Below are 23,038 nucleotides of genomic sequence, written 5' to 3'. Positions count from 1 at the left end.
TTTCCCGTCCTGGTTATTCCATCGTCTTTTCAACCTAACTTCTCAGGTTCAGCATGACAACGAACTATATTTTTGTGACCGGCGGGGTCGTATCCTCTCTGGGTAAAGGCATTGCCGCAGCCTCCCTCGCAGCCATTCTTGAAGCCCGTGGCCTCAATGTGACCATCATGAAACTGGATCCGTACATCAACGTCGATCCAGGTACTATGAGCCCAATCCAACACGGGGAAGTGTTCGTTACTGAAGACGGCGCTGAAACCGACCTGGACCTGGGGCACTACGAGCGTTTCATTCGTACCAAAATGAGCCGCCGCAACAACTTCACCACGGGTCGTATCTACTCTGACGTTCTGCGCAAAGAACGCCGCGGCGACTACCTCGGCGCAACCGTACAGGTTATTCCGCACATCACTAACGCTATCAAAGAGCGCGTGCTGGAAGGCGGCGAAGGTCATGACGTGGTACTGGTAGAAATCGGCGGTACTGTAGGTGATATCGAATCCCTGCCGTTCCTTGAAGCGATTCGCCAGATGGCTGTTGAAATTGGCCGTGAGCACACCCTGTTTATGCACCTGACGCTGGTGCCGTACATGGCAGCGTCTGGTGAAGTCAAAACCAAACCGACTCAGCACTCTGTAAAAGAACTGCTCTCCATCGGTATCCAGCCTGACATCCTGATTTGTCGTTCAGATCGCGCTGTTCCGGCGAACGAACGTGCGAAGATTGCATTGTTCTGTAATGTTCCGGAAAAAGCGGTTATTTCTCTGAAAGACGTCGATTCCATCTATAAAATTCCGGGCCTGTTGAAATCGCAGGGGCTGGACGATTATATTTGTAAACGATTCAGCTTAAACTGCCCGGAAGCGAATCTGTCCGAATGGGAACAGGTTATCTTCGAAGAAGCGAATCCGGTAAGTGAAGTCACCATTGGTATGGTCGGCAAGTACATTGAACTGCCGGACGCCTACAAATCCGTGATCGAAGCACTGAAACACGGTGGGCTGAAGAATCGTGTCAGCGTCAACATCAAACTGATCGATTCACAAGATGTTGAAACGCGCGGCGTTGAAATCCTTAAAGGTCTGGACGCAATCCTCGTACCTGGCGGTTTCGGCTATCGTGGCGTAGAAGGCATGATTACGACCGCGCGTTTTGCGCGTGAGAACAATATTCCTTATCTGGGCATTTGCCTGGGTATGCAGGTGGCGTTAATTGATTACGCTCGCCATGTTGCCAACATGGAGAACGCCAACTCTACGGAATTTGTGCCAGACTGTAAGTACCCGGTTGTGGCGCTGATTACCGAGTGGCGCGATGAAAACGGCAACGTTGAAGTTCGTAGTGAGAAGAGCGATCTCGGCGGTACCATGCGTCTCGGCGCACAGCAGTGCCAGTTGGTTGACGATAGCCTGGTTCGCCAGCTGTACAATGCGCCGACAATTGTTGAGCGTCATCGTCACCGTTACGAAGTCAACAACATGCTGTTGAAACAGATTGAAGATGCAGGTCTGCGCGTTGCGGGCCGTTCCGGGGATGATCAGTTGGTCGAGATCATCGAAGTTCCGAATCATCCGTGGTTCGTGGCTTGTCAGTTCCATCCGGAGTTTACTTCTACTCCACGTGATGGCCACCCGCTGTTTGCAGGCTTTGTGAAAGCCGCCAGTGAGTTCCAGAAACGTCAGGCGAAGTAAGTAAAAAAGTTAGAACGGCAACGCGTACCCAGGGTACGCGTTGTTTGTCTGGAGTTTCAGTTTAACTAGTGACTTGAGGAAAACCTAATGTCCAAAATCGTAAAAATCATCGGTCGTGAAATCATCGACTCCCGTGGTAACCCGACTGTTGAAGCCGAAGTACATCTGGAGGGTGGTTTCGTCGGTATGGCAGCTGCTCCGTCAGGTGCTTCTACTGGTTCCCGTGAAGCTCTGGAACTGCGCGATGGCGACAAATCCCGTTTCCTGGGCAAAGGCGTAACTAAAGCTGTTGCTGCAGTTAACGGCCCGATCGCTCAGGCGCTGATTGGCAAAGATGCCAAAGATCAGGCTGGCATTGACAAGATCATGATCGACCTGGACGGCACCGAAAACAAATCCAAATTCGGCGCGAACGCAATCCTGGCTGTATCTCTGGCTAACGCCAAAGCTGCTGCTGCCGCTAAAGGCATGCCGCTGTACGAGCACATCGCTGAACTGAACGGTACTCCGGGCAAATACTCCATGCCGGTTCCGATGATGAACATCATCAACGGTGGTGAGCACGCTGACAACAACGTTGATATCCAGGAATTCATGATTCAGCCGGTTGGCGCGAAAACTGTGAAAGAAGCCATCCGCATGGGTTCTGAAGTTTTCCATCACCTTGCAAAAGTTCTGAAAGCGAAAGGCATGAACACTGCTGTTGGTGACGAAGGTGGCTACGCGCCGAACCTGGGTTCCAACGCTGAAGCTCTGGCTGTTATCGCTGAAGCTGTTAAAGCTGCTGGTTATGAACTGGGCAAAGACATCACTCTGGCGATGGACTGCGCAGCTTCTGAATTCTACAAAGACGGTAAATACGTTCTGGCTGGCGAAGGCAACAAAGCGTTCACCTCTGAAGAATTCACTCACTTCCTGGAAGAACTGACCAAACAGTATCCGATCGTTTCTATCGAAGACGGTCTGGACGAATCTGACTGGGACGGTTTCGCATACCAGACCAAAGTTCTGGGCGACAAAATCCAGCTGGTTGGTGACGACCTGTTCGTAACCAACACCAAGATCCTGAAAGAAGGTATCGAAAAAGGCATCGCTAACTCCATCCTGATCAAATTCAACCAGATCGGTTCTCTGACCGAAACTCTGGCTGCTATTAAGATGGCGAAAGACGCTGGCTACACTGCAGTAATCTCTCACCGTTCTGGCGAAACTGAAGACGCTACCATCGCTGACCTGGCTGTTGGTACTGCTGCAGGCCAGATCAAAACGGGTTCTATGAGCCGTTCTGACCGTGTTGCTAAATACAACCAGCTGATTCGTATCGAAGAAGCTCTGGGCGAAAAAGCACCGTACAACGGTCGTAAAGAGATCAAAGGCCAGGCATAAGTCTGACTTTATCTGATTTAAAAATGCCAGCCTTCGGGCTGGCATTTTTTATGGCTGAGTTACCAGCGGCCAGACGCGCCGCCACCGCCAGAAGAACCGCCACCTCCGCTAAATCCGCCGCCACTTGAGCCGCCACCGGAAGAGGATGAAGAAGAACCTTTTCTTGAAGCTCTTTCTTTACCGAGCGTCTTGTATTTGGCTCGTAGCTTTTTATTAACGATAAGCCAAAAGATAACCAGTGGTACGATCGCAAAAGGCGTTAACATACCGCAGGCAACGATTAAATTCGTCCATGGTCCTGGCTCGGCAACATAGAGGAATACCATCCCGTAAATTGCGGCAGTGAGAGTTATCCAGGGTAGATTCGACGGATCGGTAAAAACAATAAAATATGAAAGCACTGCCAGCAATATAATTACAGCAAGCGAAAATGGGATAGGGGGATTGATACTGTAATAATTCCCCCTGCCTTCCGGTAATTCACCATTCATCAGAAGTGCGCCGATATTTTCGCTTGCCAGTGTTAACCCCCCCATCAGGTCATCACTTTTGAAAGCAGGGATTAATATATCACGGATAATCTTTGCCGCTTGCAGGTCGGTAACCACCCCTTCCAGCCCATAGCCGACTTCTATACGAACGGCATGATCTTCCCAGGCAACCAGAAGTAAAATGCCATCGTTTCGCTGCTTATCTCCCAGTTTCCAGCTATCAAAAACGCGTGTTGCATATTGTTCAATGGTATCGTCTCCGGTGGATGGCACTATTAATACGGCGACCTGTGCCCGTGTTTTTTGTGTAATATCCTGCAGCTGTTGTGTCAGTGATTGTTGTTCAGACGTGCTTAAGGTACCAGTAATATCGGTCACCTGTTGGCGCAGCTCCGGCACAGCAATTTGCTGGGCAAGCACAGGAAGGCACCATAAAGTGAGTAGAAAAAGGATTATACGCATAACGATCACCAACGGTCGGATGAACCGCCACCGCCAGAAGAACCGCCGCCACCGCGGAAAGAGTTTTTCGACGAAGAACGAGAATGAGCATTACGATTCCCCGTTTTCTTGTTGCTTTTATGCCCTGATCCCAGTTTAAGATTGCCAGTAAATTTGGCCACAATGATCAGCAGAACGATGCCAGCAATGGTTATTGGGCCGATAAAATGATCAATTAGCCCAATAATTGTTGAGATGAACGCAATATCTTTATTACTGGCAAATACCAGGCACCATCCCACAACAATTATCAGCAGCACGACAAACAATGAATTTCGTCCTGATTCACGAACCTGCGGAGCCTTCTTTTGTTTTTTCACTTTAGCGTTTTTATTTTGGGGGGCCAGTATCATAGGAAATGCGCGGCATATATTAAAAACTACCGCGAGACGCTGCCAGCAGATTGCTGCGAAAAATAAACTAAAACAAACGACCGATACCCGTCGAATGATGACATCGTTCTGAAAGCAGAAAAACCAGACCATAGGGGTAATCATCGATATCATCCATATGCCAGGCCCTGGATGGGTGGTAAATCGCCAGAGGACAACGATGGCAACGATCATCAGCAGTGTCCAGGCAAGACATGGCAGCGAGCGTTGCGGATTAGCAAACAGATGATTGGCTAAAGCATCCAAAGGGCTAAGATTCGCTTTTATATAGGTAAACTGTGCGATGCCTTCAATTCCCTGCGTTAACCCGGAGAAGAGATTATTTTTTTTGAATTCCGGTTGCATATGGTAATGAACAATTTGCGCAGCTTGTTCCGGTGGCAGCATCTCTTCCAGTCCATGCCCAATCTTCATTGACGCCAGCCCTTCCGGCCAAACGACGAGAATTAAGATACCTTCGCCGTACCGCTTCTCTCCAACAGGTTTCCAGTGATATAACCCGTAGCTTTGCGAGGCTGCAAGTTTAATGTCTTTACCCCCAGTGGTCGGCGTTACCAACACGGCAACCTGAAAGTGGTTTTGCTGCTCGAGAGTCTGTAATTGTTGAGTTAAAGCAGTTTGTTCTTCTGTCGTTAATGTCCCGGTTAAGTCAGTTACTGAAGGCAATTGTTCAGCGAATGCCTGGAAACCACATAGCATCAGAAGTAAGAGAAAAATACGCATTTCAATTCCTTTTGTTACCAGCGCCCGGAGGCGCCACCGCCGCCAGATGAACCGCCGCCGCCGCTGAAATTATCATTGTCAAAAGAGGATGAAGAGGAAGATGACGACGATGATGAAGAACGCCAGGAGGCCGAGTTACTTCTTTCGTAATGTGACGGTCGGTTGGCACTGCGCATCGAATCCCGAACCTTTTTGCCGAAGGGGGTAAAAGCGATGGCGACAGCCAGGAACGGTGTGGCGAAGCAGAGTAATGTTGCGAGTACTCCCCAGCTTCCGCTGAAACCTGCTATAGGTAAAACAAAGGCCAGTACAATAGCTGTGAAGCAAATTAGTCCCAGCGTTTTGAAATATCCTCTGGCGGAAATAAAGGTCAGTACTATTGCCCAGACTAACAAAGCCCACCAACCGCTAAAGGGCAAAGGGTGATCGGTCGGTGTTATCGTTGCTAAATTATTCCCCGTCAGACGATTATCAATATCGCTTATTCCCTTTTGCAAGCCGCCAGCCAGGTCGCCATTTTTAAATGCCGGAATAATACTGTTGCGAATAATTTTCCCGGACTGCGCATCCGTAATAACGCCTTCCAGTCCGTAACCGATTTCAATACGCACGGCCTGATCCTGCCAGGCGACTAACAGTAGAACGCCATCATCGCGGTCTTTATCACCTGGTTTCCAGCTATCGAATACCCGCGTAGCGTACTGCTCGATGGTTTCATCGCCCGTTGTTTCAACCACTAACACGACCAGTTGTGCGTGGCTTTTTTGCGTCAGCTCTTTAATCTGATTGGTCAAAGTATTTACTTCATCGTTCGTCAATTTGCCAGTTAAGTCATTCACATACCTGGGTGATTCAGGTACTGGAATTTGTATGGCAAACACAGATGAACAAAAGAAAGCCATAAGGAAGATAAAATTTCGCACAGGACTTCCTCGCTTAATGAGCATTAGCATTCTGGCTAAAATCTATTGTTGGGGTTTTACTCACAGCGGCGACATCATCCGGCAAATAATTTTTCTTTGGTGTGTAATCCATGACCTTTGCGGTTAACACTGCGGGGAATTTGCGGATAGTGACATTATATTGTTCGATGGCTTTAATATATCTTCCTCGCGCAACGGCAATTCGATTTTCACTTCCTTCGAGCTGTACCATCAAATTTTGATAGAGTTCCTGGGCCTTTAGCTCAGGGTAACGTTCACTAATTATCGTTAACTGACCGAGAGTGCGAGACACCTGCGCCTGAGCTTGTTGCCAGGTTTGTAATTTTTGTTCATCTCCCGGAGTTTGCTGAAGATCGCTACTGGCGCGATTAGCCTGACTACGTGCCAATGTTACGGCTTCCAGTACCTCTTGTTCATGGCTGGAATAACCTTTAATACTGGCGACAAGATTAGGAATAAGATCGGCGCGACGTTGATATTGATTTAATACCTCAGACCAGGAAGCGTTAACCTGCTCATCATAGGTTTGAATATCGTTATATCCACAGCCTGATAAATTGAAAATAAATATAATTACGATGAATATTCTGAGCATGGTTAAATTCCTTTTAATTAATTCCTTAAAACATAATACACCACTTCATTTTATTCTTTATGATCTAATCCACTTTTTGCCTTAAACCTGCCTGTAACAGAATGTTAATAAGACATGATTGTTGTGGCAGGATCTGCAATAATTAACAATTATCCACTTCACAGAGAATGCTATGCAGTACCCGATTAACGAGATGTTCCAGACCCTGCAAGGTGAGGGTTACTTTACCGGCGTCCCCGCCATTTTTATTCGTTTACAGGGATGCCCGGTCGGCTGTGCCTGGTGCGACACCAAACACACCTGGGAAAAGCTTGAGGATCGGGAAGTCTCCCTTTTCAGCATTCTGGCGAAGACCAAAGAGAGTGATAAGTGGGGGGCGGCGAGCAGTGAAGATTTGCTGGCTGTCATTGGTCGTCAGGGATACACCGCGCGGCATGTGGTGATTACGGGTGGTGAGCCTTGCATTCATGATTTGCTGCCACTGACTGACCTGCTCGAAAAGAACGGTTTTAGCTGCCAGATCGAAACCAGCGGTACTCATGAAGTACGCTGCACGCCGAATACCTGGGTTACCGTATCGCCAAAGCTGAACATGCGCGGCGGCTATGAAGTGTTGTCACAGGCACTGGAGCGAGCCAACGAAATCAAGCATCCAGTGGGACGCGTACGTGATATTGAAGCACTGGATGAACTACTGGCAACGCTGACCGATGATAAACCACGAGTCATTGCACTGCAGCCGATTAGCCAAAAGGATGATGCCACACGTTTGTGCATTGAAACCTGCATTGCGCGCAACTGGCGTTTATCGATGCAAACACATAAATATTTAAATATTGCCTGATTAAACATTTATAAGCGTTATAAATGGGTGGAACCTGTAAAGACTTCCACTCATTTATATTCTTTGTCGCCTCTGAAAAAACTCCATTTTGCCCATTCTGGACTAATCATTATCATTCTCTACAAATTCTGTGGCGTTAATTTTTCGTTGGAGTGAAAATTATTGCGGTAAAGTTTGGTAGATTTTAGTGGGTATAGAGTTATTTTAAATATTTACTTTTTAATCAATGGATTAAGTGTTCTTTAACATAATGGATGTGTTGTTTGTGTGATCCTGTAAAGTTGGTAGATTGTGACTGGCTTAAAAAATCATTAATTAATAATAGGTTATGTTTAGAGAGTTCCCCACGTCAGCGGGGATAAACCGTTCAAGCGGTGCGGAAGGGGAAGCACAACAACGAGTTCCCCGCGCCAGCGGGGATAACCATTCAGGTATGTTCAGGCCGGGCATTTTCCCGCCCGGCCTTCCTCACTTACGCATTCGACCAGCTCTGGATCGAATCTTCATTCCCCAACTCACCATGCATCACTTCATACGATTTTTTCAGGATCACATCAGTGTGTTTGGTTAGGTCTTTGAAAATGCCTTTATTCATCGCGTCGTAGCGTTTGGCATTGCTCTCAATCGGCATAAAGATATCTTTCACGCGAACCATTTTGTCGACAGCCGTTGCGTAATCCGGGTATAGCCCCAGACCTACCGCTGTATTAATCGCGGCCCCCAGACTTGCGCAACCATTAATGGCGTTACGGCGTGCCGGAAGGTTGAACACGTCGGCAAAAATCTGCATAAACAGATCGCTGTTCGAACCACCGCCAGTAATGATCACATGTTTCGCAAAGTGATTCATTTCATGACACATATTGTCGTAATTGTTCTTCAGCGTCAGCGCCACGCTTTCCAGTATCGAACGATAAATCCATGCGTAATCCATGCTGGAATCAAAGCCGATCATAATTCCGCGTTTGTACGGTTCCCACGGATTGGTCAGCCAGTCCAGCACCGTCATCAGACCATTACAGCCAGGCGGCACACAAGAAGCTTTTTTGTTGAGCAAATCTTCCGGTGAAAGATCCTGTGCTTTGGCATCCTGAATTAACGACTCGCCTAATATGTCGCGTAGCCAGCTCACCGTCCACATGCCTTTGCGAATACCGTAACCTTCATACAGCAAGGTTTCCGGAATAGAAGACATAATCGGCCAGTACGCTACCGGATCTTTCGGCAGTGCTTTGCCGTTCATCATCAGCGCGATGTAGGTACCAAGAGAAATTACCGCAGTTTCATCATCCAGTAACCCGGCTCCCAGTGCTTCTACCGGTTTATCACTGGTGGTACAAACAACCGGCAGCCCAGCCGGGAAATGTGTCGCCAGCGCGGCTTGTGGTGTGATATGCCCAAGAACAGTGCCCGGCATTTGCACATCAAAAAGCATCTGTCGGGGAATATTAAACTTCTCCATTACCGCGGTATCTTCGCTCCATGCCCAGGTCTTATAATCCACCGGCCACTGACCAAAATAGTTGGCGATATTGTCTTTAAACTCGCCGGTTAAACGGTGTGTCAGATAACCTGAAAAAGAGGTGACATATGCCACATCAGGATTGGTGTGCTCGTAGGGACGTGTTACGCGTGCATCCTGCCAGCTAATCAACGGCGCAGCTGGCGTGCCATCGGCTTTCAATAACGCACGGCAGCAACGGATAGATCCCAGACCAATGCCGACAATATCTTCTTTATTCCCGGCAAACTGGCTCATCAAATCGTGACCAGCAAAACATAATGATGCCCATAAATCATCGTCAGGATGTTCTGCGGTATCGGCATCTGGAGTGTGCATCGGTTGTAATAAGCCTTTGCCTTCGCAAACCACGTTACCTTCCAGATCGTACATCACCACTTTTGTGCTCTGACTTCCGCCATCAATCCCTATGATGTATTTTTTCGACATGATTTTTCTCCTGTAATTTTCCTGGCTTACTTGCTGCTAGCCATTGCGGGGGTGCTATCAGCAGTACGAATTTTTTGGAACAGCAAAAAGGTAAAGACGATCACCATGCCAAGCGCCGCCATGCCCATCAGCCACATATTGCGGTAGGCTTCTGCCGCGGGCAGGGTGTCTTGCCAGTAGCCGATAATTGGGTAAACGAAGACATCCGGCAGGAATCCAATCACCGAACAAATACCTACCGTGGTGCCCATAATGTAAGACGGTGTTCTCGCTTCGCCGGGGCAGGCCCAGTACAGCCCGCGGGAGGCGTAGCAGGTGAATCCCAGTAGTAAAATCAGGCCAATCCCCATCGCGACCGATTGCGGGTTAGAGTTTGTGACGAGCAGGGCAGTCAACGCCAACAAACCGATTACGGAAAGTATTTGAATCACGCGGGTAGGGGATTTCACTTTGCTGTAGGTGGTGATAATGCCACCAAGTGGACCACACAGCGCGCGAAAGATTTTGTTGATCACAATCCCCATGTAGCTTGCTGCCACCAGCGACATGCCGTACATTTCGGTCAGATAGTTGGTGGAGTAACTCAGAATGGCGTAGATGGTGAAGACGCCAAAAATCACCATGCTGCAGTACCATGTGGTGCTGATACGCAAAACGGCAAGGATGTCGCTAAGCTGGAATGACTGTTTTTCTTCGGTGTTGGTATTGCACAGGTTGTTGTTATCGCTAACAAAAAACCAGCACAGAATCCCCAACAAGATGTAAACCACACTATAGATGATAATGACCGTTTTCAGGCTGGCGCTGTCATCCGGTGCAAAGCGAGAAAAGACCCACATGGTAAACACCGCCAGCGACATTACACCGACGCCGCGCAACCCTTCCATCCAGCCCATAATTTTCCCTTGCTCGCTATGATCGCCAAGCAACGATGCGGCTTTAATCGACACCGACCACAGCATTAAAATCGTCGTTATCGCAAAGGCGACCTGAATACAGAGCATTACCCACAGCGGTGGATACGTTGCCATTAACAGACCCAGCAATCCGGTAATGATCATCGCGGAAGTAATCATTTTGCGATGCGAAAATTTATCGGCAATAACGCCGCTGGGGGCATAAAGAATAATAGCCGCAATACCAAAGGTACTCATTATTAAACCTATCTCGGTATTGCTGAATCCCATAAATTTCGCCATGGGAATTTGATAAATATAACGTAAATAAGCCAGGTCGAAACTAACGCCGCCGCTAAAACTAATTATCGCGAGGGTTATCCAACGGCGATATAAGCTGTGTTGCATATCGTATTCCCATTTGTAATAGACAAAAAAAAGAGAAAAGTAAGCCGCCCTTTCAGGTGGATTACTTTTCTCAGGTCTCTAGTAATTGCAATAAGAAATAACATGGAAAGCAGTGGTGTTGTGTGAGAGTAGTCACGCTTCTGCTTTTTAAAATTATTTGATAATACGAATATCACACTGTGATTACGATCACATTAGCACTTATTCCCTTATGCTAAAAATTATCTCCAGTTACCAGAGATAATGAGAAAGGTAACTTCCCTCTCGCGGGGGAAGTTACCTTTCTTTTTTTTTGCCTTACGGAAATTGGAGCTAACTATGTCAATCGAATCTCTCAATGCGTTCTCAATGGATTTTTTCTCCCTGAAAGGTAAAACCGCAATTGTTACTGGTGGGAATAGCGGTTTAGGCCAGGCATTTGCCATGGCGCTGGCAAAAGCAGGCGCAAATATCTTTATTCCAAGTTTCGTTAAAGATAATGGCGAAACAAAGGAAATGATTGAAAAACAGGGTGTTGAGGTGGACTTCATGCAGGTGGATATCACCGCAGAAGGCGCGCCGCAGAAGATAATTACCGCCTGTTGTGAACGTTTCGGCACCGTCGATATTCTGGTTAACAATGCCGGTATATGTAAGCTGAATAAGGTGCTGGATTTCGGTCGTGCCGACTGGGACCCGATGATTGACGTGAACCTGACCGCCGCATTCGAGTTAAGCTATGAAGCGGCAAAAATTATGATCCCGCAGAAAAGCGGTAAAATCATTAATATCTGTTCATTATTCTCTTACTTAGGTGGACAATGGTCACCTGCATATTCTGCCACTAAACATGCTCTTGCCGGATTCACCAAAGCTTATTGTGATGAACTAGGTCAATATAATATTCAGGTAAATGGTATTGCCCCTGGCTATTATGCAACAGATATCACCCTGGCGACACGCAGTAATCCAGAAACCAATCAGCGCGTTCTTGATCATATTCCAGCAAACCGTTGGGGCGATACTCAGGATTTAATGGGCGCAGCCATATTTCTCGCAAGTCCGGCATCGAATTATGTCAACGGGCATTTATTAGTGGTTGATGGCGGTTATTTAGTGCGCTAATCCATAACGGTGGTTTCTGATTTCTTTTATTAATGACTATTCCATTTTTATTATCAGGAAGGAATTACTATGTCTTTATCTCGCGCAGCGATTGTCGACCAGCTAAAGGAAATTGTTGGTGTAGATCGCGTAATTACCGATGAAACGGTATTGAAGAAAAACAGTATTGATCGTTTTCGTAAATTTCCGGATATTCATGGTATTTATACTTTGCCTATTCCGGCAGCGGTCGTAAAACTCGGTTCCACAGAGCAAGTGTCCCGTGTGCTGAATTTTATGAATGCACACAAAATTAACGGTGTGCCGCGTACCGGGGCTTCCGCTACCGAAGGTGGGCTGGAAACCGTTGTGGAAAACTCGGTGGTGCTCGACGGCTCTGCCATGAATCAAATCATTAATATTGATATTGAGAATATGCAGGCCACGGCGCAATGCGGTGTTCCGCTGGAAGTGCTGGAAAACGCGTTGCGTGAAAAAGGTTACACCACGGGGCACTCTCCGCAGTCAAAACCGTTGGCGCAGATGGGGGGACTGGTGGCGACCCGTAGTATCGGGCAGTTCTCCACACTCTACGGCGCAATCGAGGATATGGTCGTTGGCCTGGAAGCAGTACTGGCTGATGGCACCGTGACACGCATTAAAAACGTGCCACGACGCGCGGCGGGTCCGGACATTCGTCACATCATCATCGGCAACGAAGGCGCATTGTGCTATATCACTGAAGTCACTGTGAAAATCTTTAAATTCACCCCGGAAAACAACCTCTTCTACGGCTATATCCTGGAAGACATGAAAACCGGCTTCAACATCCTGCGTGAAATCATGGTGGAAGGATATCGTCCGTCGATCGCTCGTTTGTATGACGCTGAAGATGGCACCCAACACTTCACCCATTTTGCCGACGGAAAATGCGTGCTGATCTTTATGGCTGAAGGTAACCCTCGCATTGCGAAGGCGACGGGCGAAGGGATTGCTGAAATCGTGGCACGTTACCCGCAATGCCAGCGCGTGGACAGCAAGCTGATCGAAACCTGGTTTAACAACCTGAACTGGGGACCGGATAAAGTGGCTGCCGAACGTGTGCAGATCCTCAAAACCGGCAACATGGGCTTTACCACCGAAGTGTCCGGCTGCTGGAGTTGCATACACGAAATCTACGAAAGCGTTATTAACCGTATTCGTACCGAGTTCGCGCACGCCGACGACATCACCATGCTGGGCGGTCACTCCTCTCATAGCTATCAGAACGGCACCAACATGTACTTCGTCTACGACTACAACGTCGTTGACTGTAAGCCGGAAGAGGAAATCGACAAATACCACAATCCGCTCAACAAAATCATCTGCGAAGAAACCATTCGCCTCGGCGGTTCGATGGTACACCATCACGGTATCGGTAAACATCGTGTTCACTGGAGCAAACTGGAACACGGCAGCGCGTGGACATTGCTGGAAGGGCTGAAAAAACAGTTCGATCCTAACGGTATTATGAATACGGGTACTATCTATCCGATTGAAAAATAATGTGTCAGGCAGCGTTTCGCGATGACGGGGCGTTGTCTTTTCGGCTTCTCAACCGGGAAGCCGTTCTTATTACCGGACAATGAAGGGGTAAAGATGAACACTTCACCGGTGCGAATGGATGATTTACCGCTTAACCGTTTTCACTGTCGAATTGCTGCGCTGACTTTCGGCGCACACCTGACCGACGGTTATGTTCTCGGCGTCATTGGTTACGCCATAATTCAGCTTACTCCAGCCATGCAACTGACGCCGTTTATGGCGGGAATGATTGGTGGCTCGGCGCTACTTGGCCTGTTTATCGGCAGCCTGGTTTTGGGGTGGATCTCCGACCATATCGGGCGGCAAAAAATCTTCACCTTCAGCTTTATGCTGATTACGCTCGCCTCGTTCCTGCAATTTTTTGCCACCACGCCAGAGCATCTTATTGGACTACGCATTTTGATCGGCATTGGTCTGGGAGGCGACTATTCAGTAGGTCACACCTTGCTGGCTGAATTTTCCCCGCGCCGCCATCGCGGTATTTTGCTAGGCGCTTTCAGCGTGGTGTGGACCGTAGGCTATGTGTTGGCAAGTCTTGCCGGACATCACTTTATTAGCGAAAGCCCCGAAGCCTGGCGATGGCTGCTGGCATCGGCGGCATTTCCTGCCCTGTTGATTACGTTGTTACGTTGGGGAACGCCAGAATCGCCACGCTGGCTACTGCGCCAGGGGCGTTTTGCAGAAGCTCACGCTATCGTGCATCGCTATTTTGGTCCCCATGTTTTACTGGGCGATGAAGTGGCAACGGCGACCCATAAACACATCAAAACCTTGTTCTCTTCGCGCTACTGGCGGCGCACGGCGTTTAACAGCGTCTTCTTTGTCTGCCTCGTAATCCCATGGTTTGTGATTTATACCTGGCTGCCAACTATCGCCCAGACTATTGGACTGGAAGATGCGCTGACTGCCAGCCTGATGCTTAATGCGTTGTTAATTGTGGGCGCGCTGCTGGGATTATTTCTGACGCACCTGCTGGCACATCGCAAATTTTTACTTGGCAGTTTTTTGTTGCTGGCGGCAACGCTGGTAGTGATGGCCTGTTTGCCTTCTGGCTGTTCATTAACGCTGCTGCTTTTTGTTCTCTTCAGTACCACCATTTCGGCAGTCAGTAATCTGGTGGGCATTTTGCCTGCGGAAAGTTTTCCTACTGACATTCGCTCGCTGGGTGTCGGTTTTGCCACTGCCATGAGTCGGTTGGGGGCGGCGGTAAGTACTGGCCTGCTGCCGTGGGTGCTGGCGCAGTGGGGAATGCAAGTCACCTTATTGCTCCTGGCGGCAGTGTTGTTGGTTGGTTTTGTTGTGACCTGGCTATGGGCGCCAGAAACCAAAGCACTCCCGCTGGTGGCGGCGGGAAATGTAGGAGGTGTGAATGAACATTCTGTTAGCGTTTAAAGCCGAACCGGATGCCGGAATGCTGGCGGAAAAAGAGTGGCAGGCGGCGGCTCAGGGTAATAGCGGACCGGATGTTTCGCTGCTGCGAAGTTTACTCGGTGCTGATGAACAGGCCGCTGCCGCGCTTCTGTTAGCGCAGAGAAAAAACGGTACGCCGATGTCTTTAACCGCGTTGAGCATGGGGGATGAACGGGCGTTGCACTGGCTGCGCTATCTCATGGCTCTTGGGTTTGAGGAAGCTGTATTGCTGGAGACGGCGGCAGATCTGCGCTTTGCGCCGGAATTTGTCGCTCGCCATATTGCCGAATGGCAGCGCCAGAATCCGCTGGATCTGATCATTACTGGCTGCCAGAGCAGCGAAGGGCAGAACGGGCAAACGCCATTTTTGCTGGCGGAAATGCTGACCTGGCCCTGTTTTACCCAGGTGGAGCGTTTTACTCTCGACGCACCGTTTATCTCGCTCGAACAGCGTACTGAACATGGATTACGCTGTTGTCGGGTTCGCTTGCCTGCGGTGATTGCCGTGCGCCAGTGTGGCGAGGTGGCCTTGCCAGTACCGGGAATGCGCCAGCGAATGGCTGCGGGGAAAGCTGAAATTATCCGCAAAACTGTTACTGCTGAATCGTCTGCGATGCAGTGCCGGCAACTGGAAAGGCCAGAGCAACGACGCGGTGCAACGCTTCTTGATGGGCAAACGGTAGCAGAAAAAGCGCAAAAGCTATGGCAGGACTATTTACGCCAAAGGATGCAGCCATGAATATCGCCATTGTGACAATAAATCAGGAACATGCCGCAATAGCGGGCTGGCTGGCGGAGCAGGATTTCAGCGGCAGCACATTAACGCACTGGCAAATCGAGCCGCAGCCGATGGTCGCGGAACAGGTGCTGGATGCGCTGGTAGAACAGTGGCAGCGAACGCCTGCGGACGTTGTTCTCTTTCCGCCGGGAACGTTTGGCGATGAACTGGCTACCCGCCTGTCCTGGCGTTTACATGGTGCCAGTATATGCCAGGTGACTTCATTAAATATTCCAACCGGAAGCGTACGCAAATCCCACTGGGGAAATGCGCTAACGGCGACGCTGCAAACAGAAAAACGCCCGCTATGCCTCTCCCTGGCGCGTCAGGCGGGAGCAGATAAAAACGCCTCGTTGCCCCCGGGTATGCAGCAACTGAACATTGTCCCAGGTGCGCTTCCCGGCTGGCTGGTTAGCATAGTGAACCTGAAAAATGTTACCCGTGACCCATTAGCTGAGGCCAGACGGGTGCTGGTGGTGGGGCAGGGCGGAGAGGCAGATAACCAGGAAATCGCTATGCTGGCAGAAAAGCTGGGAGCCGAAGTGGGCTACAGTCGGGCGCGAGTAATGAACGGTGGCGTTGATGCCGAAAAAGTGATTGGTATTTCCGGACATCTGCTGGCACCTGAGGTGTGTATTGTTGTTGGCGCTTCCGGCGCAGCAGCGTTAATGGCGGGCGTCCGCAATAGCAAGTTTGTGGTGGCGATTAATCATGACGCCAGCGCGGCGGTATTTTCACAGGCAGATGTTGGCGTGGTTGATGACTGGAAAGCGGTGCTGGAGGCACTGGTGACAACCATTCACGCAGATTGCCAATAACGTGCTGCCGGATGATCCTGCCTACGGTTCTGGGCTGGGGACTTGTAAGCCTGATAAGACGCGTCAAGCGTCGTATCAGGCGCTGAATGTCGGATGTGGCGTGCAGCCTACAAATCACACAAATTCAATTCGTTACGATTATCTCGTCAAAGCAATTTTTTCGCTAACGTCCAGACCCCGGTATTCGTGGTAGAAAGCGCCACTACACCGGCGTTAATCGCATTACGCGCATCTTCTTCATCGCACACCAGCCCGCCAGCAATCAGCGGCTGGTGGATTTTCTCCGTTACCCAGCCCAGTACTTTAGGCATACAGCCTGGCAGAATTTCAATACAATCCGGGTTCGATTGCGCAACCTGTTTATCAATGTTGTGAAATGAAATCGAATCAACAATAAACAAGCGATGAATACAGAAAAAGCCTTCCGCTCTCGCCGCTTTTAGCATTGACGCTTTGGTACTGATAATGCCGTCCGCCTCGGTCACCAGTTTCAGAAACTGAATTACTACTTCTTTATTTGACGCGCCTTCCAGCAAATCGACATGAATAAAAGCATATTTTCCGGCGTTCTTAATCTTTTTGACGATATGACTGATGGTGCAAATATTGCCGTATAACACGGAAATAAACCGGCATTCAGAATCGATTGCCAACTGCAGGCTGGCATTATCTTTAACGGCAGCAATCACCGGATTCTGGCGGAGCAGGTGTAAGAGGGGCATAAATTATCCTTATTATTTATCCAAAGCGGTAGGTGATGCCGAATCCGGAAGGCGGATAGCGCCACTGTTGTAGCGTTTTTTCATCGCACAGCAAACGGCAGGTGCCGCACTCCAGACAATTACGATAATCAACGTGCAAATCACCTTCCGGTGTGAGCGAAAAAAGACCAGCCGGACAAGCGTTAATCAACCGTTCTGCCGTCTGGCGCTCAACGGAGTCAGCCGGAACAATATGTGGCGCATCAGCAGCGCGCCAGAGATTACGGGCTACAGACATCGAATACTCCTGACAACATCGCCCGCCAGATGCCACAGGCCATGACGACGTAAATGACGCCAGAGCAACTGGCGCAGCGGCGGAACAGGTTTATCACCTTGATCCCATAAATCACGGGAAATATCCTGCATTAACACAGGCCACTTACGGTACCAGCCCGGGCGTTGCAAAAGCGCCGGAACATGCTGATAGCGCTGTAGAACATCCCACAGCAGGCTGCGCTCTACGTTGTAATGATAAAGCGGAAACAGATTTTGCGGCTCGCGGTGCTGGCAGGCGCTTATCAGCGTTTGTGCCGCCGCCTGCGCGCCAGTTAGCGCCATATCCATGCCGCGCACGGAAATTCCGGTATTGACGCAACTGCGCAACGTATTGCCCACCAGCAGCCAGCCGTTACCGGCGTATTGCACCGGCATACTGTGCAGGCCACCTTCCGGCACCAGATGCGCGCCATACTCCAGCGATTCCGCGCTTTTGATAAGCTGGCGCACTGCCGGATGCGTTTTAAAGCGGGCCAGCAGCTCGCTTGCCGGAACACGACTTTGCGTAAGTGAAGAGAGCGGGCAAACAATCCCTAACGAGAGCGTTTGTTGATTAGTATAAAGAAATGCGCCGCCGGGTAAGTCATCACAGATTCCGCCGCTGAACAGCAACGCTGCGCCTTCGTTATTCTCCAGATGAAAACGTTCTTCAATAGCGGATGTTTCCAGTGAAAGAACTTCTTTGATCCCCAACGCCATCGCTTCGCCAGCAGGACGAGTCACTAACCCGTGACGCTCAGCCAGGACGCTGTTGGCACCTTCTGCCAGCACCACATAACGGGCGCGGAGAATATCGTCACCACAAATAACGCCGCAAACTCTGCCGTTTTCTTCATACAGCGCATCTACCGTCGCACCAGGGATGCATTCGACACTTTCTTTTTCGGCTTCGGCAACCAGCCACGGATCGAACCGTGCACGTAATACGCTCCAGGATTCACCGCCGGGCTGTAAGCTGGAAAACGTCGTTGCGCCATCCGGCGTTAGCAGAGAAAGACTTTCGTGAGTGATGCGTCGTTCAAGAGGCGCGGTCAGGTGAAACTGAGGGAGGAGTTCCGCGAGCGCATGGGTGTATAAACGCCCGCCGGAAAGGTTTTTACTGCCGGGAATTTCAGCGCGTTCCAGTAACAGAACGGATAAACCTGCCCGCGCGCAGCGTAAAGCACAAGCGGTGCCTGCTATACCCGCACCAATAATAATAATGTCGCAGTCGTCTTCCATGTCATGCCCCAGATATCCAGAGCGCAACACCCTAACATAGCGTTACTTAAGGGAAATTGACCGCCGACACACTCTTATCATTCGCCGCGATAGATGCAACCTGCGGTGCAGGTTTCTTTCACCATAACCGCACTTAACAGCGGAACAACCGGTTTAACCTGATCCCAAATCCATTTTGCTAAAACCTCGCTGGTCGGGTTTTCCAGGCCAGGAATATCATTGAGATAATAGTGATCGAGGCGATCATAGGTTGGTTTAAATGCCGCTTTCAGTTCAGCGAAATCGATAATCCAGCCCGTATGCGGATCGACTTCCCCGGTAATTTCCAGTCGCACCATAAAGGAATGCCCATGCAGGCGACCACATTTATGTCCTTCCGGGACGTGTGGTAAGCGGTGAGCGGCTTCGAAGGTGAAATCTTTAAATAACGTGGTGGACATCATAATTTCTCTACATGACGATAAAACCGCCGTAGAGTACCGGAAAGGCTGTTTTTTCGCATTATCTAAAACGACTTTGTTGCGCAAAATCGCTGATTTATCTTAATGATTGGCTAAATTCATTTGTTTTTCATTGGGTTGGTTAATCTGTTTTGTTGTTAAAGACTATTGCTAAAACAGGTTAGTCGATTTGGTTATTAGTTATCGCTATCCCGTCTTTAATCCACACCGTTCACCCCGTTAACCTTACCTTCTCTTCTGTTTTATGGGCGCTGACAGGGCGCAGAAACAGCTTTGCTTACTGGAACATAACGACGCATGACGACACAGGTCCCACCTTCCGCGTTGCTTCCGTTGAACCCGGAGCAACTGGCACGCCTTCAGGCGGCCACGACCGATTTAACTCCCACCCAGCTTGCCTGGGTTTCTGGCTATTTCTGGGGCGTGCTCAACCAACAGCCTGCTGCGCTTACAGCGACGCCAGCGCCCGCCCCCGCCGCAGAAATGCCGGGTATAACTATTATCTCCGCTTCGCAAACCGGCAATGCGCGCCGGGTTGCTGAAACATTACGCGATGATTTATTAGCGGCAAAACTGAACGTTAAGCTGGTGAACGCGGGCGACTATAAATTCAAACAAATCGCCAGCGAAAAACTGCTCATCGTGGTGACGTCAACGCAAGGTGAAGGGGAACCGCCGGAGGAGGCCGTCGCGCTGCATAAGTTCCTGTTCTCCAAAAAAGCGCCGAAGCTGGAAAACACCGCGTTTGCCGTGTTTAGTCTCGGCGATAGCTCTTATGAATTTTTCTGCCAGTCCGGGAAAGATTTCGATAGCAAGCTGGCGGAACTGGGCGGTGAACGCCTGCTCGACCGTGTCGATGCCGACGTTGAATACCAGGCCGCTGCCAGCGAGTGGCGCGCCCGCGTAGTAGATGCTCTTAAATCGCGTTCGCCTGTCGCGGCACCTTCGCAATCCGTCGCTACTGGCGCGGTAAATGAAATCCACACCAGCCCGTACAGCAAAGACGCGCCGCTGGTGGCGAGCCTCTCTGTTAACCAGAAAATTACTGGGCGTAACTCTGAAAAAGACGTTCGCCATATCGAAATTGACCTGGGCGACTCTGGCCTGCGTTACCAGCCTGGCGATGCGCTGGGCGTCTGGTATCAGAACGATCCGGCGCTGGTGAAAGAACTTGTCGAATTGCTGTGGCTGAAAGGCGATGAACCTGTCACCGTCGAGGGCAAAACGTTGCCTCTGAACGAGGCCCTCCAGTGGCACTTCGAACTGACCGTCAACACCGCCAACATCGTTGAGAACTACGCCACGCTTACCCGCAGCGAAACGCTGCTGCCGCTGGTGGGCGATAAAGCGAAGTTGCAGCATTACGCCGCGACCACGCCTATTGTCGATATGGTGCGTTTTTCCCCGGCACGGCTTGATGCTGAAACGTTGATCACCCTGCTACGCCCGCTGACGCCGCGCCTGTACTCCATCGCCTCCTCGCAGGCGGAAGTCGAGAACGAAGTACACGTCACCGTTGGCGTGGTGCGTTATGACGTGGAAGGCCGCGCCCGTGCTGGCGGTGCCTCCAGCTTCCTCGCGGACCGTGTGGAAGAAGAGGGCGAAGTCCGCGTATTTATCGAACATAACGACAACTTCCGCCTGCCCGCTAACCCGGAAACGCCGGTGATTATGATTGGCCCAGGCACCGGCATCGCGCCATTCCGCGCCTTTATGCAGCAACGCGCCGCTGACGAAGCGCCGGGCAAAAACTGGCTGTTCTTCGGCAACCCACACTTTACCGAAGATTTCCTCTACCAGGTGGAGTGGCAGCGCTATGTCAAAGAGGGCGTGCTGACACGTATCGATCTTGCCTGGTCGCGCGATCAAAAAGAAAAAATTTACGTACAAGACAAACTGCGCGAACAGGGCGCAGAGCTGTGGCGCTGGATCAATGACGGTGCCCACATTTATGTCTGCGGCGACGCTAATCGCATGGCGAAAGACGTTGAACAGGCACTTCTGGAAGTGATTGCCGAATTTGGTGGCATGGACACCGAAGCGGCGGATGAATTTTTAAGTGAGCTGCGCGTAGAGCGCCGTTATCAGCGAGATGTCTACTAATGAACGAAAAACATCCAGGGCCTTTAGTGGTCGAAGGAAAACTGACAGACGCCGAGCGCATGAAGCTTGAGAGCAACTACCTGCGCGGGACCATTGCGGAAGATTTAAACGACGGTCTGACCGGCGGCTTTAAGGGCGACAACTTCCTGCTGATCCGTTTCCACGGTATGTATCAGCAGGATGACCGCGATATCCGCGCGGAACGTGCTGAACAGAAGCTGGAACCGCGTCATGCGATGCTGCTGCGCTGCCGTCTTCCGGGGGGCGTGATCACCACTAAACAGTGGCAGGCAATTGATAAGTTCGCCGGTGAAAACACCATTTATGGCAGCATTCGCCTGACCAACCGCCAGACGTTCCAGTTCCACGGCATTCTGAAAAAGAATGTCAAACCGGTGCACCAGATGCTGCACTCGGTCGGTCTTGATGCGCTGGCGACCGCCAACGACATGAACCGTAATGTACTCTGCACCTCGAACCCATATGAATCGCAGCTGCACGCGGAAGCCTATGAATGGGCAAAGAAGATCTCTGAACATTTGCTGCCGCGTACTCGCGCCTACGCGGAGATCTGGCTCGATCAGGAGAAAGTCGCCACCACCGATGAAGAACCGATCCTCGGTCAGACCTACCTGCCGCGTAAATTCAAAACCACGGTAGTGATCCCGCCGCAGAACGATATCGATCTGCACGCTAACGACATGAACTTCGTGGCGATCGCGGAAAACGGCAAGCTGGTGGGCTTCAACCTGCTGGTGGGCGGTGGGCTTTCTATCGAACACGGCAACAAGAAAACCTACGCCCGCACGGCGAGCGAGTTTGGCTATCTGCCACTGGAGCATACGCTGGCGGTGGCGGAAGCGGTCGTTACCACTCAGCGTGACTGGGGTAATCGTACTGACCGTAAAAACGCCAAAACCAAATACACGCTGGAGCGCGTGGGTGTTGAGACGTTTAAAGCAGAAGTGGAACGTCGCGCGGGGATCAAATTTGAGCCGATCCGTCCTTATGAATTTACCGGACGCGGCGATCGTATCGGCTGGGTAAAAGGGATCGACGACAAATGGCACCTGACGCTGTTTATCGAAAATGGTCGAATTCTTGATTATCCGGGGCGTCCGCTGAAAACTGGCCTGCTGGAGATCGCGAAGATCCACAAAGGTGATTTCCGCATTACGGCGAACCAGAATCTGATCATCGCCGGTGTACCGGAAAGCGAGAAAGCGAAGATTGAGAAGATCGCCAAAGAGAGCGGATTGATGAATGCCGTCACGCCGCAGCGCGAAAACTCAATGGCCTGCGTGTCATTCCCGACTTGCCCGTTGGCGATGGCGGAAGCGGAGCGTTTCCTGCCGTCGTTTATCGATAACATCGATAATTTAATGGCGAAACATGGTGTCAGCGATGAGCATATCGTGATGCGTGTAACAGGCTGCCCGAACGGTTGTGGTCGCGCGATGCTGGCGGAAGTGGGCCTGGTGGGTAAAGCGCCTGGGCGCTACAACCTGCATCTTGGTGGCAACCGCATTGGGACACGTATCCCACGGATGCATAAAGAAAACATCACCGAGCCGGAAATCCTGGCGACGCTTGATGAACTGATAGGGCGCTGGGCGAAAGAACGTGAAGCGGGTGAAGGCTTCGGCGACTTTACGGTGCGTGCGGGCATCATTCGCCCGGTGCTCGATCCGGCGCGTGATTTGTGGGATTAACCATCA

General features: G+C 50.4%; 19 protein-coding genes and 1 pseudogene. 10 read left to right on the top strand and 10 right to left on the bottom strand.

Translation table 11 applies throughout. From position 1 onward, the window contains the following. Positions 1-53 precede the first annotated feature (53 nt). On the top strand, positions 54-1,691 hold the full coding sequence (gene pyrG, locus ATB02_RS14250; RefSeq protein ID WP_000210878.1) for a glutamine hydrolyzing CTP synthase: 1,638 nt from the start codon (positions 54-56) through the stop codon (positions 1,689-1,691). An 87-nt stretch (positions 1,692-1,778) separates the two neighbouring features. Then, positions 1,779-3,077, top strand: coding sequence for a phosphopyruvate hydratase (gene eno, locus ATB02_RS14245; protein WP_000036723.1), 1,299 nt, complete (start codon positions 1,779-1,781; stop codon positions 3,075-3,077). Between the two features lie 59 nt (positions 3,078-3,136). Here eno and ATB02_RS14240 read toward each other — a convergent pair whose 3' ends face one another. The 4 genes and pseudogenes from ATB02_RS14240 to ATB02_RS14225 all read right to left on the bottom strand — a co-directional run bounded on the left by ATB02_RS14240 (position 3,137) and on the right by ATB02_RS14225 (position 6,723). Continuing rightward, positions 3,137-4,039: a TPM domain-containing protein gene (locus ATB02_RS14240; protein WP_123059850.1), complete on the bottom strand. Its 903-nt coding sequence runs from the start codon at positions 4,037-4,039 to the stop codon at positions 3,137-3,139. After that, entirely contained in the window at positions 4,036-5,184 is a 1,149-nt protein-coding gene (locus ATB02_RS14235; RefSeq protein WP_105271786.1) for a TPM domain-containing protein, read from the bottom strand. The genes ATB02_RS14240 and ATB02_RS14235 overlap by 4 nt, the downstream gene beginning before the upstream one ends. Before the next feature lie 251 nt (positions 5,185-5,435). Continuing rightward, a pseudogene (locus ATB02_RS14230) lies at positions 5,436-6,107 on the bottom strand (TPM domain-containing protein); the annotation flags it as partial. Positions 6,108-6,120: 13 nt separating this feature from the next. After that, positions 6,121-6,723 carry a LemA family protein gene (locus tag ATB02_RS14225; protein ID WP_105271784.1) on the bottom strand — a complete coding sequence of 201 codons (603 nt, stop codon included), beginning with the start codon at positions 6,721-6,723 and terminating at the stop codon, positions 6,121-6,123. A 172-nt stretch (positions 6,724-6,895) separates the two neighbouring features. Here ATB02_RS14225 and queE point away from each other — a divergent pair, with 172 nt between their 5' ends. Then, positions 6,896-7,567: a 7-carboxy-7-deazaguanine synthase QueE gene (queE, locus tag ATB02_RS14220; RefSeq protein WP_001199973.1), complete on the top strand. Its 672-nt coding sequence runs from the start codon at positions 6,896-6,898 to the stop codon at positions 7,565-7,567. Positions 7,568-8,039: 472 nt separating this feature from the next. Here queE and ATB02_RS14215 read toward each other — a convergent pair whose 3' ends face one another. Together ATB02_RS14215 and ATB02_RS14210 are read right to left on the bottom strand one after the other, a co-directional pair. Beyond that, positions 8,040-9,518, bottom strand: coding sequence for an FGGY-family carbohydrate kinase (locus ATB02_RS14215; protein WP_105271783.1), 1,479 nt, complete (start codon positions 9,516-9,518; stop codon positions 8,040-8,042). Positions 9,519-9,544: 26 nt separating this feature from the next. Further along, positions 9,545-10,822, bottom strand: coding sequence for an MFS transporter (locus ATB02_RS14210; protein ID WP_105271782.1), 1,278 nt, complete (start codon positions 10,820-10,822; stop codon positions 9,545-9,547). 318 nt (positions 10,823-11,140) lie between these two features. Between ATB02_RS14210 and ATB02_RS14205 the strand changes: the two genes are divergently transcribed. The 5 genes from ATB02_RS14205 to ATB02_RS14185 all read left to right on the top strand — a co-directional run bounded on the left by ATB02_RS14205 (position 11,141) and on the right by ATB02_RS14185 (position 16,495). Beyond that, the gene (locus ATB02_RS14205) at positions 11,141-11,926 is read left to right on the top strand and encodes an SDR family oxidoreductase (RefSeq protein WP_000021331.1); all 786 of its coding nucleotides are present in this window, start codon (positions 11,141-11,143) and stop codon (positions 11,924-11,926) included. Between the two features lie 69 nt (positions 11,927-11,995). After that, positions 11,996-13,450 (top strand): FAD-binding oxidoreductase, encoded by a 1,455-nt coding sequence (locus ATB02_RS14200; RefSeq protein WP_105271781.1) that lies wholly within the window; start codon positions 11,996-11,998, stop codon positions 13,448-13,450. A 21-nt stretch (positions 13,451-13,471) separates the two neighbouring features. Beyond that, the gene (locus ATB02_RS14195; RefSeq protein WP_198600583.1) at positions 13,472-14,881 is read left to right on the top strand and encodes an MFS transporter; all 1,410 of its coding nucleotides are present in this window, start codon (positions 13,472-13,474) and stop codon (positions 14,879-14,881) included. Next, on the top strand, positions 14,859-15,638 hold the full coding sequence (locus tag ATB02_RS14190; protein WP_105271779.1) for an electron transfer flavoprotein subunit beta/FixA family protein: 780 nt from the start codon (positions 14,859-14,861) through the stop codon (positions 15,636-15,638). Before ATB02_RS14195 ends, ATB02_RS14190 begins: the two co-directional genes overlap by 23 nt. After that, positions 15,635-16,495: an electron transfer flavoprotein subunit alpha/FixB family protein gene (locus ATB02_RS14185; protein ID WP_105271778.1), complete on the top strand. Its 861-nt coding sequence runs from the start codon at positions 15,635-15,637 to the stop codon at positions 16,493-16,495. The genes ATB02_RS14190 and ATB02_RS14185 overlap by 4 nt, the downstream gene beginning before the upstream one ends. A gap of 146 nt (positions 16,496-16,641) precedes the next feature. Here ATB02_RS14185 and ATB02_RS14180 read toward each other — a convergent pair whose 3' ends face one another. The 4 genes from ATB02_RS14180 to queD form a co-directional block, all read right to left on the bottom strand. Beyond that, on the bottom strand, positions 16,642-17,217 hold the full coding sequence (locus tag ATB02_RS14180) for a glycerol-3-phosphate responsive antiterminator (RefSeq protein ID WP_001130280.1): 576 nt from the start codon (positions 17,215-17,217) through the stop codon (positions 16,642-16,644). Between the two features lie 16 nt (positions 17,218-17,233). Next, positions 17,234-17,494, bottom strand: coding sequence for a ferredoxin family protein (locus ATB02_RS14175; RefSeq protein WP_032185005.1), 261 nt, complete (start codon positions 17,492-17,494; stop codon positions 17,234-17,236). Continuing rightward, positions 17,485-18,756: an FAD-dependent oxidoreductase gene (locus tag ATB02_RS14170; protein ID WP_105271777.1), complete on the bottom strand. Its 1,272-nt coding sequence runs from the start codon at positions 18,754-18,756 to the stop codon at positions 17,485-17,487. The genes ATB02_RS14175 and ATB02_RS14170 overlap by 10 nt, the downstream gene beginning before the upstream one ends. Positions 18,757-18,833: 77 nt before the next feature. After that, positions 18,834-19,199 (bottom strand): 6-carboxytetrahydropterin synthase QueD, encoded by a 366-nt coding sequence (queD, locus tag ATB02_RS14165; protein WP_001329795.1) that lies wholly within the window; start codon positions 19,197-19,199, stop codon positions 18,834-18,836. Positions 19,200-19,514: 315 nt separating this feature from the next. Between queD and cysJ the strand changes: the two genes are divergently transcribed. Beyond that, on the top strand, positions 19,515-21,320 hold the full coding sequence (gene cysJ / locus ATB02_RS14160; protein ID WP_105271776.1) for an NADPH-dependent assimilatory sulfite reductase flavoprotein subunit: 1,806 nt from the start codon (positions 19,515-19,517) through the stop codon (positions 21,318-21,320). After that, the gene (gene cysI, locus ATB02_RS14155) at positions 21,320-23,032 is read left to right on the top strand and encodes an assimilatory sulfite reductase (NADPH) hemoprotein subunit (protein ID WP_001003081.1); all 1,713 of its coding nucleotides are present in this window, start codon (positions 21,320-21,322) and stop codon (positions 23,030-23,032) included. The genes cysJ and cysI overlap by 1 nt, the downstream gene beginning before the upstream one ends. Positions 23,033-23,038: the final 6 nt, after the last annotated feature.

Origin of the sequence: Escherichia sp. MOD1-EC5189 (assembly GCF_002966045.1) — a bacterium.
GTDB lineage: Bacteria > Pseudomonadota > Gammaproteobacteria > Enterobacterales > Enterobacteriaceae > Escherichia > Escherichia coli_F.
Note: the sequence above shows the minus strand (reverse complement) of the source record. Positions and strands in the feature narration are given on the sequence as shown.